The sequence below is a fragment of the Sphingobacterium allocomposti genome, assembly GCF_008124885.1.
GTDB classification, from domain to species: domain Bacteria; phylum Bacteroidota; class Bacteroidia; order Sphingobacteriales; family Sphingobacteriaceae; genus Sphingobacterium; species Sphingobacterium allocomposti.
Window position 1 is genome coordinate 97,928 of sequence record NZ_VNHX01000009.1, and the last position, 17,375, is coordinate 115,302.

A 17,375-nucleotide genomic window follows, 5' to 3' on the forward strand; every position below is an offset into this window, starting at 1 on the left:
GTCTATTATCAACATCCGCTTAATCGTCTAGGGGATCAAAGGTTCCGCCTTCCCAGCCGATGGTCGTTTCGATATTCACCCCTCTACGGACGAAATCATTATGGAAAGTGTAGAAATTATGATACTCCGGAATATTCATTGCTCGAAAACCCGTTTGTTGGGGGACAATATAATGTGGTTTAAAATATTCCAAATACACATCTCGGTTATTCAAATCCAAGCCGTCGCGAAACGGTCGCCCTGTGTTCGGGTCAATTGCCTCCAGCTCGTTAATCTTTGCAGTTCGATCGGCATCCGTTTCACCTGCTACTTGCACTTGGTACACCTCTAAGAATTCCCCCGTTAGCTTATGCCAGTTTCTTGTACGGCGCAGATCGGAAGTACGTTTGTTTTCAAAGGCAAATTCCACCATGCGTTCATTGAGCAACAATTCCCGCATTTGCGCAATGCTAGCAATATGCCCCAAACCGTAATCGTTGCTTCCCTGCTCAATACCGGCACGTTGGCGAATTCGACGTACCATATCCTTAGCCGTAGCCATGTCACCGGTTTCGTTCGCACAGTCCGCCAAATTCAGCATCACTTCCGCAAAACGCATCTCAATCCAATCCATGCCACTGCCACCTATTCCATCGGAATAGGGAACCGCTGCTTCAGCTAAGGTCGGCGTACTAAATTTCTTACAATAAACAGCCCAATTCGCACTTTCTGCACGGCCATTATTTGTCGCTCCCTCGTAATTCCACTGTCTGCGTCCCTGCTTATTGCTCAATACCCAAATACTACCGTTATAGGCCATCGTTGCCTCAAAACGCGGATCGCGATCCTTCCAGAACAACACATCATCATAGGTGTAATTTCCGGGCTCGTCTATTCTATTTCCGTCTTTCATTGGGTAGGCACGAAGCAGCTTCACTGTAGCACGATATCCGTTATGCGGCGCAGCATTCTGGTTCTCAGAACGCGGACGTGATCGCCGCTCTTCATCATGCCCACGACGTTGACGCGTACTCGAATAAGGGCGGGAAATTAAGGTTTCCGTATTTGCGGAGCCCTTAATGCGAAAGATATCCGCGTAGTTCTCAACGAGACGCTTTCCAGCAGCTAATCCAATATCATAGGCCTCCTTATTCGCTGCCAACGCCTCCTGCCAACGCGACACGTCGTAGGGATGCTTCGGATCATCCAACGGATTAAACTGTGGACTTGCCCAGTACAATAAGGCTTTTCCTTTCAGTGCCGCGGCTGCGGCATGGGTAATCCGCCCCCAGTTATCTCCTCCCCAAGTTACCCCTTCGAGGTACTGCATGGCATAATCTAGGTCATCCACGATTTGTGCGAAACAGGCTCTTGCACTGGAACGTCCGTCGGTCATGACCGCATCAGGATCCTGCGGTTCCAACACCAGCGGCACCCCGCCATACACCTTGACCAATTCGAGATAGACCATCGCTCGGAGGGCATAGTACTGTCCAAGCAATGGGAACTTCTGCGCATCAGGGATGGTACTCTCAGGCAAGTATTTTATCGCATTATTACAACGGGCTATATCCATATAGCGGTTATCTAGATAATTTTGATTATAACTATTCCCTACATATCGCACATCATGATTAATCAGCGCGTTGCCGGCAATCCCCAGCGCCTGTGCACCGTAACTTCCGTTCGATGCGAAAAAGTGTTCGTCGCTAACCAAGTGTATATCGAAACGGGATGGAACGGTCTGCCAAGGAAACCGAGGAATAATCAATTCATAGGCCTTATTAAGGTGAAAATTCACTGCTCCCTCTGTATTCCATAACCCCTCGGCGTCCAATCCTCCCCTATCGGGCAGGATAAAGAAATCGTCGTTGTTACAGGAAAGCAAGAAAGTCGTCGACAGAATCACCAAAAAGCCTTTTCTTAGCCTGTTATATAAATTCTTTTTCATGTCTATTCGTGTTAAATCTTATAAACTAGCGCTTAAACCCACTGAAATTGTTCGGACCGTCGGATAGTTATATACCTGAGGCGAGTATGGATCCTTATAGCTGAACGGGTTCACTAAGGTCCAGAGGTTATTACCGGTCAAAAGGATACGTCCGCTACCCAGCCCTATACGACGGGCGACGTTCGACGGGATTGAGTAACTTAAAGTCATGTTGTTCACCCGGATCGTGGTGCCATTTAGCGCCCATATATCGGCATTGTCGTTAATCAAAGGGTCGTCTGCCCGCGGATATTTTCCGTTCATCGGATCCTCCGGTGTCCAGCGATCCCGCCAAAAAATGGGTACATTCGTACCCGGATCCGGTTTCGACCGCGCCCGGCTATCCACAAAGACCTTACCCCCGAAACGTGCCATAATATTGGTTCTGAGACTAAAGTTTTTGTACCCTATGCCAAGGTTGATCCCGGTAGAAAACCTTGGGGATATACGGTCGAACAACACGACATTATCATTAAAGTTAACTACGCCATCACCGTTGGTGTCTTCATAAATCATCCACCCGACCTGCGGGACGTTTCCGTTAATCGTATAGTTTGGATTCTCCGCTAGAAAAGCGTCTACCTGTTCCTGCGTACGGAACATGCCCTGGGTACGGAATCCAATATTACTGTTGACATATTTTCTAGGATCTACCCCAAAACTGGTTCCCAGCCAATTACCACTAGAGCGGTCCGTTTCAATGAGGTTGTTCTGATTATAGAGCATTTTCGTAACAATGGAATTTCCCCAGCCAAAGTTCATCCCCGCATTGATGCTCCAGTCTTCGGCTATCTTCGTATTGTAGCCAATCGTAAACTCCGAACCCCAGCTATAAGCTTCCCGATAATTAACGACCGGAGCGATTAAGCCGGAATACAGCGGGTTGGTTTCGTTCGCACCCCGATCGAAACCATCGAATATTTTGTTCTGGTAGAAGTCCATCCCGATGTTCAGTTTATTATTCCATAGGGTAGATTCCATTCCGAAGTTAAAAGAGCGCATTTTCTCCCACGTGATATTGAGGTTTGGATAAGATTGCGGATTCATACCAACACCGTAGTTATTATCGCCAAACATATAGCCATTGTTAACATCTAGGACATAGCGTTCCTGCCAAAGGCGTTCGCTCACGCGGTCATCCCCCGTAATCCCCCAATTTACTTTCAGCTTTAGATGATTCACAAAAGAAATATTATCCTTGAAGAAGTTCTCCTGGCTGACAATCCAGCCCGCACCTACACTCGGCGACCAGCCCCAACGATCTCCTCGAGCAAAATTCGAAGAGGCATCTAGACGTGCCACCACCTGCAATATATATTTTTTCTTATAGTCATAACTAAGGCGCCCGAAAGCCGATCGTTTAGTTGTTTTTAATATGGCACGCGTCGTACGTTCCATCAGGTTTTGATCAAAGCCCCAGTAATCCATAGATTCTGGAATCAACTGATTGAGCCAACGCAATCCCATATCTTCACTGTTTGAAACGGTTTGCTCCGCTCCAGCAACCACAGCAATACTGTGATCCGCGAATGTGCCGCTATAGTCCAAAGTTACAAACCCCTGATAGCCCCCATTATTCGCCAAAGAGGAAGTTAAGCTGGCACTCGCCAATGGAAGTACTTCAGTAAATGGATTATCTCCTGCCACCAAGCTGTTCGAGAAAAACAGGTTATTGTTTCCCATTCGCTCAAAATTCCAAAGTATATAAGGCGCTATATATTGCTCGCTACTACCGTTTCCTCCTCGCTGGGAAACCTGTACTTTTGCCGAAAAGCCTTTCAAAAAAGACGGCGAATAAGTTAAACTCGCATTGATATTGTAATCCTGAGACTTCCTACTCTGCGCATAACCAGAATTGAACACTGCCAAGGGATTACTATCTCGACCATTGATATTTACCGGGAGTCCGTCAATATACATAGGCACCCAGTCGGGAGTGGATATTATCCGTTCAAAAAAGTCCGCATCCGTTTCATTTCCGATTTGATTCTGGCTTTTCCGAATATTATGATTGAGGTTAAAAGCAATATCCGCCTTCAGACCTTCGACAATGGTCGTCGTCAACCCACTGCGCAACGAATACTTGTCATCTTTCATGCCGGCATAATTGGCATTTTGGTTTTGAAAGCTTCCTCCAACGAAGAACGTCGTGCGTTCGCTACCACCGGAGATACTCAGGTTGTGGCGCTGCATTATCGCCGGTTTCCACAGTTGGTCGTACCAACTGTCTACATCTAAGCCTCTCAGATAGTCTAAATCCGCTTGGGAGAACATTTCACTTTCCGGCTTATTGCCCATGAAGGCACTTTCGTTAAGAAACTGCGCTAATTCATAGCCCGAGAGAAAATCGGGTTTTCTGGCAGCATCGGTTATCCCTAAATAGCCGTTATAGGATATACTGGGTTTTCCCTGCTTTCCGCGTTTGGTGGTCACCAACACCACCCCTTTCGCACCGGCTGCACCATAAATAGCCGCCGACGCATCTTTTAGAAAGGTAATATTTTCCACCATGGAGGGGTCCAACGCATCAAACACATCTGAGGATACGGTTATCCCATCCACGATATAGAGCGGGTCGGATGTTGATCCGATACGTGATGCTTCTTGACTGGTTGACGCCCCCCGGATATTTAAGGAAATACGCGACCCCGGCCGACCGGATGCTTCGCTGACCCCAACCCCCGCGATCTGGTTCCGCAAAGCACCGGCAATATTCGGTGCCGGAATATCCATCAGCTCCTCTCCCGTAATTGTCGCCACCGACCCTACAATTTCCGATCGCTTCTGTGTGCCATATCCCGTAACGACCACCTCGTCAATCGCATCGCTGGACTCCAGTGTGATGGTGATACTGGTCATCCCGGCGACATTGACTTCCTGCACTTTATAACCCACAAAACTCACCACCAACCGCGTATTTCCTTCCGGCAGGTTTATCCTGAACATTCCGTCTTTATCGGTTTGGACGCCTGATTTTGTACCTTTTACCAATACTGTAGCGCCCATTACCGGGTTGCCATCCTGATCGATGACTTTTCCCGTAATATTGACAAACTTCTCTATTTTCCTCAGCTCCCGTGCAGGCATCCCGGCCGCCTCCACTCCAACGAAAGGAGTGACGAGCAAACATGCCAGTAGCACATTTCGCGTTCCCCGTAGAAAAGCTAGGGGCAATTCAGCACGACTTTTCATATATCTTATTTTAAGTTTATTCATTCTAAAAATAGGTTTCATCTCCATTTCCCCCCCCATTTATGGTCGCCAGCGCGGATCGCCAACCGTAAACAACGTTTTATCAATAATCGTCAAATCGCTATTGGCAAAATTGGTCTTATCCGGTGCGGCAAAAACCTGCTCGGAAGCACCTCCATAAGCGACGACACCTTGTATCATCCCTTGCGTCGCGTTACTTCCCCAGCGAATATCAGACGTCGCAAAACTATTCGATACGGCACTCGAATTCGGCATAACACGATTGAAGGAACGCCCGCCCGTCGTGTACCCGATTAGCGTATTACGCATCGTGAAACCACCGATCTCGCCACGGCTCGCGTCGATAATGTAGCGATTATCCCAGGGTGATTGATAGAGCGTAGCATTTTCAATGAGTACAGCATTAAGACCGGCATTCACCGACCCACCATAGCGAATGAGCCATTGTACATTGATGAAGGTAGAATTTGTAAAGCGCACGTCGCGTTCGGATACGTCGTTATGATCTACCGTCAGCGCACCATAGTTTCCAATATTCTGTACGATGGAGTTATTAATCACGTATTCATTCACTGATTTCGGCCCTGCGGACTGCAAGCGCATCACACCCCGAAGCTCGGATATCCTACACGCTTCAAACTCAATTTTGTTAATCGATGCTTCCCCGCTGATGTTAAAGACGTAACTGCCCCCTATATCACCGGTAAAATGTACATCTTCAAACTTGATGAGGTTCATTGTTCCCTCGACATTAAAAGAGGAAGACATTTCAATCCTCGCCTGCGGTCCGAATCCCGGCTCGGATATCAGGGTAACCCCACGATTCAAAGTAAGGCCGCCCATGGTGTAGGTCATGCCCCGCTTCAACGCAATGACACTTCCATCAGGCACCGTATTCAAGGTGTTTTGCAGAATTTGCGGATCGGAACTTCCTCTTAGATCAATATGTCCCGCCTCCTCTACGGTAGGCTTGGTCTTAAACTCAAGTTCACCTAGCGAGCGACCGTCCGGCCGGAAAAGCCGGGCGACATAGTCTGTATTTGAGCTCAATCCATCCAATTGCATAGCAGTCAACTCATCAGCGGACACATCGAATTCTTGGGAATTAGTTCCATCTGCTTTTTCCAATACCATTTTTGTCAGTTCGCCATGCCTTCCAAAGTTCAGCACTACGGCTTCATGGGACAGTTTCCAGACTTTAATCGGGGTAAACAGGTTGATTGGCTTCAACTGGAGCCGTGGCGTACGCATCCAAGAGGATGCTCCCGTTCCGGTACTGGACACCGTACGTACACGTGCAAAATAAGGTTCCAGCGGTGTCAATTCCTGGTCGCTGAGAAAAATTGAGGTGGAATCGGTAAGAAAATCGATGACATTTTGGGAGGCGTCGGTGAAAGTAGAATCGGAAGAGACCTGAACTTCATAAGCCACCTCTACCTTTCGGTCATCCCCCTCCCAAGCTGCACGCCCCGCTTCCCAAGTCAACACCAAAGAGGTATCTGCATGCACAATGGTGATCGCACTTCCCATCTCCGTCAAACTCGTTGCCGGACCTCGGATATCCTCTTCTTTGCATGCATAGATTAAGATGAGCGTCATAAGAACCGCCCCCCTCCGCAGCCATCTCTTCGTAAAATAAGCTTGATAATTCATTGGTTTAAAATTGTGTTTATAAAATAGGTTCTAAAAGTATCGTACGACGAAACAATGTTCCGTCTCCTCAACTATATTCCACAGCTGCACAGCATAAATGTCAACAATACACTTTATAAATGGAGACAAATACTACTACCGTTGATATTGTCCGACGGTATACTGCACTTGTTTATTTTTCTAACTGGTTAGCCTTAAAACATAAAAGCGAAACAATGGTAGCAACCAATAACTTTCTTGCGTACAAAGGCTTACAAACTGATTATGTTATTACTATACAAATAAACGGAAAAGGCAACGCGTAATATTATATCGCATTGCCTTTTTATTATAACATATTACCATAATCCAACGAATATGTTACAAACTGTTTCTTTCAAAGAAAGAAGTTATTTCCTGCGTACGGTCCGCCCCCTTCGATACCGACAGTGGGTAATCCATGTCCACATCAAGCGAAAAGGGTAAACGTAAAGAAAGTGTCTACCAAAAAGCTGTTTTTATTGTCCTAGGCTTCGACAGAGCCTGCATGGACCCTGCCGAAGTGCTCAGCCTGACATGGTCGAATAATAAACAGCACGTTAAATTGTGTTTCGACAAGCTCACATGACAAGGTATTGCCCTTTAGACCCGCTTTTCTTATCTGATATCTACCGCTATAAGGGTTTCACGCTGTTCAGCGGCACAACGCTATTCAAATAGTTTTCGATATGCGCATACCCATTTTCACTTATCTTGGCCGAGTCGTCGGGATCATTCGGATCTAGACCGATTTTAATTTCGTAATCGTCTGGTAGTCCGTCATTGTCTGCATCTTTATAGGGCTTACCCTTATATTCGGGGTATCCGCCAACTTGGCTTATATCCGTAATAATTCCCTGCTTGTATGAATCCGCAGGTAGACGCCGTTTAACATAGGGCGAGGGAACTGAGCGGCCAGCAGAAGCCGTAAAGAAAACTTTACCGGTTTTAACCTGCTTAACGATACGTTCGTCGACCGCATCCCTCCTCGGCAATGTTGCGCCCACGTTCTTGAGCACGTAATCATAGGCTTCCCGAGCTTCCATTATCCGTCCAAAGTGTGATAGCGGAAAAGGCTTGTCTACCTTAATATGTGCAAGGACGGCGGGGTCGGCGTCGGGTTGAACGCCCCCGTCCCAGTTGTTGTTCGTAACTTTCTCATTTCCTTCTATTACGTTTCCATGGACATACGCCTTTCCAAAAGTATTGGCGTTTTCTTTGTCACGTCCCGATTCCGGTTTGAGTATGCGGTATGCTATCGGCTGACCAACAGGCGTAATAGGCCCCGGCTTATAGTAGTTGTTGATAAAATTATACAATGATCGGTGGTCTCCTCCGTCCGCCGTGCGATTCCACCAGTTCCAGACAACGTTATTTACAAATCCAAAATCGCCATACATACCCACCGATGGATTACGGCTTATGTTGGAAGCCCAGAGGTTACGCATAAACGTGCTGTTCAGCCCGCCGATCGTGCTCCCGAAGGCATGGTTATACGTATCCAAGGCCTCGGAAAAAATCGAGTTCTGAATAGTAATATTTACGGTGGGCAACTTCAGGTTCTTGCCTTCTCTGTCGTATACATGCCTATACATAGACATATTTTCGTCCAGCCCCCAGCTCGCCGACACGTGATCGATCATGATGTTACCTATCCCATTTCCTCCTAAAGCGTCGTCCCGCCGCGTTACATCTGTTGTTCCTCTGCGAAAACGCATAAAGCGGACAACGACATCGTGGGTATCTATAAGAAATGACTCTCCCGCTACGCAGACCCCATCTCCCGGAGCAGTTTGACCGGCAATCGTTATATAAGGCGCCCTGATGGTAATTGGCTTCTCCAGCTTAATAATGCCGGCTACGTTAAAGACCACTATACGGGCACCGCCGGCTTCGCATGCCTCTCTCAAGGTCCCCGGGCCGCTGTCGGCTAAGCTGGTAACCACCATAACACGTCCTCCGCGCCCACCGGCGGTATAGGCTCCTCCCCCCTCTGCTCCGGGAAAAGCCGGTATCTTCGCCGGGGGCAAGTCTTCTGGTTTCGCCGCGTCCGGAATATAAGGTCTCCCCTCTTCCGCCATCCTCGCCTGCGCCTGCTGCCACATCTTCTCGGATCGTAGCTGCTCGAGCTGCTCGCGTTGCGCGGCAACAGCTTTTAACGAATCGGGAATTACCGGATACTGCGCAAAAGAGCATACAGGCAGCGCGCTAAGCACCAGTAAAATACGATATCTTGTTTTCAAACTCATCACGTTTATTTTGATGCTAGCTCATTTAGGTAAACTTCAATATTTGCATAACCCGAATCGGTAATTTTCGCGGAGTCGGTGCCGTCGTTCGGATTTAGCCCCATTTTAATTTCCACGTCATCGGGAATACCATCATTGTCGCTGTCTTTATGAGGTGTCCCGCTATACGTCGGGTATCCACCGACCTGCGAAATATCCGTAATAATCCCGATCTTATAAGAATCCTTCGGAAGACGTCTATGCTCGAAGTCTTTTTCCGGCAGCGTGACATTCTTCAGCGGCGTAGGCTTTCCGTCGCGCACCTCCCGCACGATACGTATATCTACCGGATCACGTTTTGGTAAGGTCGCTCCAGCATTCTCCAGGACGTAGCTATAAGCATCCTTCGCACTCATAACATTAAATTCTGCGTGGGGGAAGGGCTTCTCCGCCTTCATTGCAGCAAAATACGGCTGTGCCTCGTCAAAAGTCATGGCGTTACCTGCCTTATTTTCCAGTTGCACGCCGCCGTTCCAGTTATCTGCAGTGACCTGTTCGCTACCTTCGACAATGTTTCCTGCTACATAAGCACGGCCAAAAACAACGTAGGGCAATTTACTTCGTCCCGACTCCGGCTTAAGAATACGGTAACGGATCGGTTGTCCTTTGGGTGTCGCAGGGCCCGGCTTAAAGTAGTTATTAAAGATATTATATGTTGCCTGGTAGTCGCCTCCGTCAATTCCTCGATGCACCCAGTTATAGATTACGTTGTTCGCAAAGTTAAACACGCCATTCCAGCCGATGGAAGGGTTCCTCGCCGCGTTGTTGGCCCATAGGTTGCGCATAAATGTGCAATTTTCTCCGCCCAGGGTGCTGCCGAAGGCATGGTTCCATGTATCCAAAGCTTCTGAGAAAATAGAGTTCTGTATGGTTATATTAACCGTTCCCCGCTTTTCCTCCTGTTTGCCCGTACTGTCGTTGTACATGTGTCGGTACATAGACATATTTTCGTCAAGCCCCCAGCTGGCCGACACATGGTCTATCATGATGTTACCCACAGGATTTCCACCTATGGCGTCGTCACGGCGCCCCACATAGGTCTCTCCGCGCCGGAAACGCATATGGCGGATGACCACATCGTGCGTATTGATCCAAACAGATTCGCCTGCCACACATACACCATCCCCAGGTGCAGACTGCCCTGCAATAGTGATGTACGGCGCTCGGATAATAAGCGGCGTTTTTAGCCGGATAATTCCTGCGACGTTAAATACGATAATACGGGGGCCTCCTTGTTCGCAGGCTTCCCGCAATGTTCCCGGACCGTTGTCTTCTAAGCTGGTTACAACTATCACTTTGCCGCCCCTTCCTCCAAAACTGTATTTACCACCCCCTTCAGCTCCCGGAAACGCAGGAATATCGGCCTGTGGCAAGTCCGTTGGCCGGCCTGCCCATGGGATATATGGTTTCCCTTGCTTTGCATATTCCTCTATCACTGGAAGGGCCTTGCCCCAAGCTACGTCAGACTGCAGTCTCGCGCGCTCCATAAGCTCATTTGATGCCTTTTTTACGTCTTCGGGAATCTTCGGATACTGTGCCTTCGCCGTTTCTAGCGATAACAGACCTACCGCGAGCAGAAAGCCCGACAATACTTTCTTATTCATAGTATACTTTCAAAAAATTAAAAGTCTAAACAGCTGTTCTTACAAACAGATAGAAGGAGCATCGGCTAAGACATTGCCACGCACAAAATCCTTCTCTAAGCAATCATAAGGTTTATATCCTATAATCATTACATTAACTACTCAAAACTAGGAAGATAAATATATAGTTACTTGTACCATTTTCACGAAATATTATAACATATTAGCTTCAATCGTCACATTATCATAACACGGCATCTACCTCGCGGCGCCAAAAGAACATCGGAAACCATGGAGCCCATTATATGGACGGGCGGTGATCAATTGCCCACATAGTCGCCACTGACATTCTTACCGCAGGACTGCCCTGTTGTTGATACCACAAAGGGACTAGCAAACGCTAGTCCCCGACCTATAGAGAACAAAAATTAAAAAACTTATTGTAGCGGATCGAACGTACCCATTCCGTTTAAACTGTTCCAGCCTTTGGTCTGCTCCAAGTAAGGAGAGCTGTCCAGGACATTTTGGTTAATACCAAAATAATAATATTCCGGATACCACTTGAATGTCCACATAGGGGACGCATTGGTTCGATCGAGATCATCTTTATCGGAAACCACGAAGTAGTTGTCATAGAGATAATCCAGGTACTCTTCATAGCTATCTACGCCTGAAGGAAAGGTCGTTGCATCCCTGTTTATCACAGGTGCAGATTCTCCCAGCAGAGGGTCTGCAGCTCCGAAATAAGCGTTGTCCGAGCGTCTAACAGTAATACGATACCCTGTCCTCCTCGTCCCATTCAGGACAGGAATACCTAACCGCGTGTTCATACCGGTAGCATCGTCAAATAGCATCCAGCGTCTTAAATCGTAGAAACGCTTTCCTTCATAAGCAAACTCAACTTTGCGCTCGTCAATAATAGCTTTAAACAGCTTGTTTCTGTCGCCGGCGACGTCGGCCAAGCCATATGCCCCATCCCGGTTCTCTATCCCAGCCCGTTGCCGGATCGCCTTTATCCCCTCAAGCCCCTCTCCCAAACGGCCGATACCAATAGCACTCTCGGCGAGATTCAGAACTACTTCTGCAAACCGCAGCTCCATAAAGTCTGTTCCACTTTCCTGAAAATTGTTGATGGCATTATTCGCAGATAGATTGGACGCTTTACGTACATATATTCCGCTCGCGTTTGGCCCTTTAGTCTCGGTAGACGTATACCCCGTATTCGGCGTGTCTTCCTTCTTCCAGGAGTAGGTCCATACTTTATAGTTCGGATTTCCCCCATACGGCCATATAGCGCCGTTATAAGCGAACGACTTATAAAACCGCGGATCCCTGTTTTTGTAGAATTTATTAGGATCGTACCGGTATGCGGATGTTTGGTCTCCGATAACCTTACCATCTTTCATGGGGAAGGACTCTACGATCTGGCGGGTTGGTGAAACAGACCCGCCGCCGTTGATCTCCCGTGGACGGATGGCCTGCTCCCACCCGCTGTTCTTGGTAAAATTTCCCCCTACCGCCAGGCTATTAAAACCAAAAACGATAACAGCCTCCGGATTACCCACCTCCTCGAGAAACATGCCTTCCCAGGCTTCTCCGTTCTCTAGGTTTCCGTCTTTGTATAGACCAAAGCCGTTTTGTTCTAGCAGTTCCTTGGCCGCAAGGTTGGCATCGTAGGCCTCCTGCCACCTCGAAGCATCGTCATTTGGGTTGAAAAGCGGGCTCGCCCAGGTCAATAAAACCCGTCCTTTTAGAGCCAGCGCCGCGCCGCTCGTTATGCGCCCCCAGTTGGCCGCATCCCATCTACCGGGGAGCAGCTCGGCAGCCTTGTCCAAGTCTGCACATATCTGCTCAATACAAGCTGACGTTGAGCTCCTTGGTACAGAGTTCTCTTCGATGTTACCCACCGCCGGATTCTGCGCTGTCAGCACAATAGGAACACCACCATATAATCTAACCAGCTCAAAATACTGCCATGCACGCCAGAAATGCAGCTGTCCCTTCAGCTGATTTTTTACCCCTTCCTCCATACCATACTTTTCCACTTCCGTTAAAAACATGTTGATCTGTCGCAACCGTGTCCACGTATTGTTGTTTATATTGGTGCTTACCGGCTGACCAAAATACTTGTTGGCATGGTTGTTAATATTTGATATTGTAGCCCAAAGCTTGTTAAAATCTGTCTCTCCGGCCAGCTCGTCGGTAGTTTGGGTAAACACGGTGTTATACGTGCCGTTATCCGATGCGGTTTGCGTAGCCATAAAGCCGGTCCCGTTATTTGCCGGTAAAAACAGTCCATACACGTAGTCGACGTACGCCTGCCCCAGCACAGGATCCTTAAAGACATCTTCATTAACCCCTGTTAAATCGCGCTTTTCCTGCAGAAAGTCATCACTACAACTTGCGGTTAACAAGAATAACGATGCTAGTATATTTATATATGAACGCTTTCTCATTTTTTTGTCTATTTGCTTTTTACATTAGTTAATAAGTCCGACGGACAGCATCCGTTGGAGCGAGAACACTAGAGCGTTAAGTTTAAGCCAAATGAAAAGGTTTTTAAGTTCGGATACGAATCCCACGCAGTACCATACGTATCCTTATAACTAAACGCCTGATACAGTCCCAACGGATTCATCGCTGAGAAGTATAACCTCGCATTGGCTACCTTCATCCTTTCGACAACGCTCCTTGGTAACGAATAACCTAAGTTCAGGCTCGTGACGCGCATACGAAATGCGCTTACCCGCCAAAAGTCTGAACTTACGTTGTAGATATTCTCCCAATTGGGATTCGGCATTGTCCCGGTCGGATTAATGACCGGATCGTACACATCACCCCATATGGCGGGGAGGTTATTATATACGCGGGTGATATCGTTGTTTAACTTCTTCCTTTCGGTAGAACCAACTTCCGCATAACCGCCGAAGCTGCCGGCAATGACGGCTTCAAAAGAAACGTTTTTGTAGCCGGCGCGCAAAGTTACGCCAAAACCGTAGTTGTTATTTTTTCTTCTACTTAGCTGGATCTGATCATTGTCATCAATGATACCATCCGGGCCGGCGAAGGTTCCATCCGCTTGCAACGGGCCGCGCACATCGCGGTAATACAACATACCGGGCTTCAAGTCACTCGCATTAGTTCCGAACACCTGCGTAATATTGTATTCGCTGATATAAGCGTCAATCTCTTCCTGGCTTTTAAACATGCCTAGATAATCAAAACCCCACATGCCAAGGTCTTCTGATCGTCCATTTCTCGGATTCCATGGGTAAAGTGTAGAAACAGGGCTATAATCGATATTAATAATCTTCAAGTCAGACCACGAGAGCCGTCCGTTAATTCCATAATTAAAGTCCGAACCGATTTTGTCGTTCCAGCCGATGCTGACTTCATATCCATACGTATTAACCTTTGCATAGTTTTCGGAAGCAACTGATCCGCCCACAGACACAGGCATGTTACCGATGCGTTGCAGTAAAATATTAGAAGCTTTATTATAGTAGCCATCGAGGGTTGCGGAAAGACGGCTCTCTAAAAATCGCGCTTCTACCCCCATGTTGTTCTTAAATTCATCGCTCCAGGTAGCCTCCCTGTTTGGCGACAGACCCATTTTCATTCCTGTCGTCGAATTCCCATTCCCACCGAATACAGCTCCTTTACCGACCTCATATGTAAAACGTTGACGCCAGGACCATGGCAAAAACTGGTCGTTACCCATCCAGCCTGCGGAATAGCGGAGTTTTAAGTAATCGACTCCCCTAACATTGAAAAAATCTTCTTCGCTAACAACCCACCCCACAGAAGCGGAGTAGAACTTTCCCCAATAATTTTCGGGGGCAAACTTAGTCGAAGCATCCGTACGGAAAAGGAATTCAGCAAGATATTTTTCGTCATAGCGGTAGTTCGCCCGGCCAATATAGCCCAAAGAGCCCGATTCATAAGCGAACGTACGGCCGTCAATTTCACCGAAGGCTGTTCCAAACTGTCCATTTGTAGTTTCCAGCGGATCAGATTTCCAAACGTCCTCCTGCTGTCCTTTCGCCTCACCACGTTCGACAGAGAATAGCCCGCTTACATTATGTTTACCGAATTGTTTCTCATACGTCAGGAAGAAGTTATATTGCGTGTTGGTTCCGTTTATATTGGAATAATACAAGCGGTTTCCGTTGCTAACCGTTACCGCCGTGGGGTTCGTAGCTCCTTCAAAGATATGCTGATACTCTCCCTGCTTTTGGAACTCGTATACCTCGTATTTCGTACCGATTTGGCTACCTACCGAGTTTCGCATATTTCTACTGTAGGTACCTCGCGCCTTTAGTCCCGGCAAAAACTTAAAGTCGTATTCTGCGCCGATGTTTAAAGAAAAAAACTTAGCGTTAGTCTTAGCTTGGTTGCCAAGTCGTTCTATTTCGAAGAAATGATAGGCGGATAGGTCATTTGCCCTTCCCGGAAGTTTGACCGGAAGGCCATCAATGTAGGCAGGAACATAGGGAGCCGCCAGAAGCAGGTTCTTGTAGTCATCCTCAGCTCCTTCTCCGGACACTTTGTTAAAGGTTTTATCCAGCTGATCTTCATTTCCTGAAACTTGCAATGACACTTTGAAGTTAGAGGATACCTTTACCTCGCTGCCTGCTCTAAAATTCCATTTATTATAATCTAAGCTACCCAGATTGCCATTGTTCTTGTTATAGGAGACACCGGCAAAATAGGTCGCCCTTTCCGCGCCGCCGCTTAGGTTAAGTGCATGTCTGGTATTGTAAGCCACCTTCCAGGCGTCATCCAACCAGTTATAATTTAGCGTCTTAAAATGTTCTAACTCGTCGCTGCTAAAAAGCCGGTTGGGATAGTTGTCCGGCGTTGCATTGTCGCCATTTGGCCCGTTCATAATATTAAAATATTGCGCGAACTGGTAGGCGTTCATCATCTTTGTCCGATAAGCTTCATCACTTAATGCGAGAGAGCCGTTATACGATATCCGCGGCGCTCCGGCTCGACCTTTCTTGGTCGTGACAAGAACGACACCGTTTGCTCCCCTCACACCGTATACCGCAGCTGCACCATCTTTCAGGATAGAAATACTTTCGATCTCCGATGGGTCCAGGTTATTAAACTGGGTCGACTCCGGCCTGTTTTGTGCGTCGACCTGGATCATTCCATCAATCACGTATAGCGGTTCCCCAGTGCCCGAGTCCTTACCATAGGTGACTGGTTTCCGAATGGTTAACATAGCTTTAGACCCCGGACGTGCGGTTCCTCCACTCACGCCAACCCCCGCCAGCCGTCCGGCAAGAGCTGCACCAATGTTTGTGGCGGGCAGATCTTCGATGGCTTCCATATCTACGGTTTCTACGGCCCCAGTTAAATGGGCCTTTTTCTGCGTTCCGTAACCCACTACAACAACCTCGTCGATGGCATCCGTAGGTTCCATTCTGATCTGAATATCCGTTCGATTATTTAGCCGTACTTCCTGCGTCTTATATCCCACAAAGCTGACCACCAAGATGGCGCTACCCGGCGGTACATTTAGACGGAATACACCTTGCTCGTCCGTTTGGGTACTTGTATTCGTCCCTTTCAATGTGACAGTTGCACCGCCTACCGGCTTGCCATCCTGATCCAAAACCTTACCGGTAATGTTAACGAATGTATAGAACGACTCCTTCATAGGTTCTTTCGCGCTTGTCGCCTGCACGCCCACGTGAGGCAAAAGAATGAATAAAGGACAAAAGATACCTAGACTTCGCAAAAAAAGTCTTCTTTTGAATAATGCATTAAAATCCATGCTGTAGTATTGTAAATAAAGTAGGTTTATATCTTCGCTTTGTTAGCAATATCATACAAAAACGATCTCTCTGGTATTCAGCTCTTGGTATCGACCTTTGCCTTTGCCCGTCTCTCCTCCCATTTCTTTCCTTCCTCTTTCAGGTCGTAACCTTCCTTGGAAAGATAGTTATTGATACGTCCCTTATACTTACCGAAGACGCCATGCTTTTCCTTCGATCCCGGGGCGTCCATCGCCAACTCGCGAGCTTCTATCAAGTACGAAAAGATCTGTGCTTTCTGCGCTTCTGTCAGCTGTGGAATCATCTCTTGATAAGCCTTGTACGTCAACGGCAGTACACCATATGTCATCCCGTCTTTCACTTGATCGATCTGCTTTGGTGTCAATACCTGACCAAGCTTATAAAGAAAATCGGCGTGTAGCACGCGGAGCACGCTGTCTTCCTTTCTTTCCAACTCGTCCCTTTTCTCCTCTAGTAGAGCCGGCCTTCCTCCGTACGTGTCTTTCAGCTGCTTTATTTTACCATCCCTAGCCTCGTGGTGGCTGTTGAGGAGATCATACTGGCGCACGACTATCGCTCTAGCTTCCGCGTACTTTTCCCGATCTAAATCGCCGAGCTGAGCAATGATTTTATCTGACCGTTCCGTAATCACCTGCAGATATTTTTCTCGCTCGGATTGGGCATAGGTCAACTTTAGCACGCAGACAAGTGCTAAAGCCAAACACATTCTTATCGTTGTATTCATTCTGATGGTTATTAGTTTAACTATGATCTATAATGGTGGGCTCCAATGGAGCTCCGGCTACACTTTTTTCACGTGAGGCCCTCTCTTCCTCATGTTAACAACTTATACAAAGTTACTACC

Annotated in this window: 8 protein-coding genes; all 8 read right to left on the minus strand. The window is 47.5% G+C overall.

Annotation, left to right across the window (positions count from 1 at the left end):
• Positions 1-19: 19 nt before the first annotated feature.
• Entirely contained in the window at positions 20-1,930 is a 1,911-nt protein-coding gene (locus BC792_RS08410; RefSeq protein WP_148908548.1) for a RagB/SusD family nutrient uptake outer membrane protein, read from the minus strand.
• 18 nt (positions 1,931-1,948) lie between these two features.
• Positions 1,949-5,161, minus strand: coding sequence for a SusC/RagA family TonB-linked outer membrane protein (locus BC792_RS08415; RefSeq protein WP_246154926.1), 3,213 nt, complete (start codon positions 5,159-5,161; stop codon positions 1,949-1,951).
• Between the two features lie 60 nt (positions 5,162-5,221).
• Positions 5,222-6,835, minus strand: a complete 1,614-nt coding sequence (locus tag BC792_RS08420; protein ID WP_148908549.1) for a DUF4957 domain-containing protein — start codon at positions 6,833-6,835, stop codon at positions 5,222-5,224.
• Positions 6,836-7,488: 653 nt separating this feature from the next.
• Complete coding sequence (locus BC792_RS08425; RefSeq protein WP_148908550.1) at positions 7,489-9,102, minus strand: polysaccharide lyase; 1,614 nt, start codon at positions 9,100-9,102, stop codon at positions 7,489-7,491.
• A 5-nt stretch (positions 9,103-9,107) separates the two neighbouring features.
• Entirely contained in the window at positions 9,108-10,745 is a 1,638-nt protein-coding gene (locus BC792_RS08430) for a polysaccharide lyase (protein WP_148908551.1), read from the minus strand.
• 416 nt (positions 10,746-11,161) lie between these two features.
• Positions 11,162-13,180: a RagB/SusD family nutrient uptake outer membrane protein gene (locus tag BC792_RS08435; protein ID WP_148908552.1), complete on the minus strand. Its 2,019-nt coding sequence runs from the start codon at positions 13,178-13,180 to the stop codon at positions 11,162-11,164.
• A 68-nt stretch (positions 13,181-13,248) separates the two neighbouring features.
• On the minus strand, positions 13,249-16,473 hold the full coding sequence (locus BC792_RS08440; protein ID WP_170249993.1) for a SusC/RagA family TonB-linked outer membrane protein: 3,225 nt from the start codon (positions 16,471-16,473) through the stop codon (positions 13,249-13,251).
• Between the two features lie 113 nt (positions 16,474-16,586).
• A complete protein-coding gene (locus BC792_RS08445; RefSeq protein ID WP_148908554.1) occupies positions 16,587-17,255 on the minus strand; it encodes a DUF3826 domain-containing protein in 669 nt (222 codons plus the stop codon).
• Positions 17,256-17,375: the final 120 nt, after the last annotated feature.

Bases quoted from the DNA above. Each gene is read 5' to 3' on its own strand.
- BC792_RS08445 (WP_148908554.1), bottom strand. From the start codon at position 17,255: ATGAATACAACGATAAGAATGTGTTTGGCTTTAGCACTTGTCTGCGTG.
- BC792_RS08430 (WP_148908551.1), bottom strand. From the start codon at position 10,745: ATGAATAAGAAAGTATTGTCGGGCTTTCTGCTCGCGGTAGGTCTGTTA.
- BC792_RS08415 (WP_246154926.1), bottom strand. From the start codon at position 5,161: ATGAAAAGTCGTGCTGAATTGCCCCTAGCTTTTCTACGGGGAACGCGA.
- BC792_RS08435 (WP_148908552.1), bottom strand. From the start codon at position 13,180: ATGAGAAAGCGTTCATATATAAATATACTAGCATCGTTATTCTTGTTA.
- BC792_RS08420 (WP_148908549.1), bottom strand. From the start codon at position 6,835: ATGAATTATCAAGCTTATTTTACGAAGAGATGGCTGCGGAGGGGGGCG.
- BC792_RS08425 (WP_148908550.1), bottom strand. From the start codon at position 9,102: ATGAGTTTGAAAACAAGATATCGTATTTTACTGGTGCTTAGCGCGCTG.
- BC792_RS08410 (WP_148908548.1), bottom strand. From the start codon at position 1,930: ATGAAAAAGAATTTATATAACAGGCTAAGAAAAGGCTTTTTGGTGATT.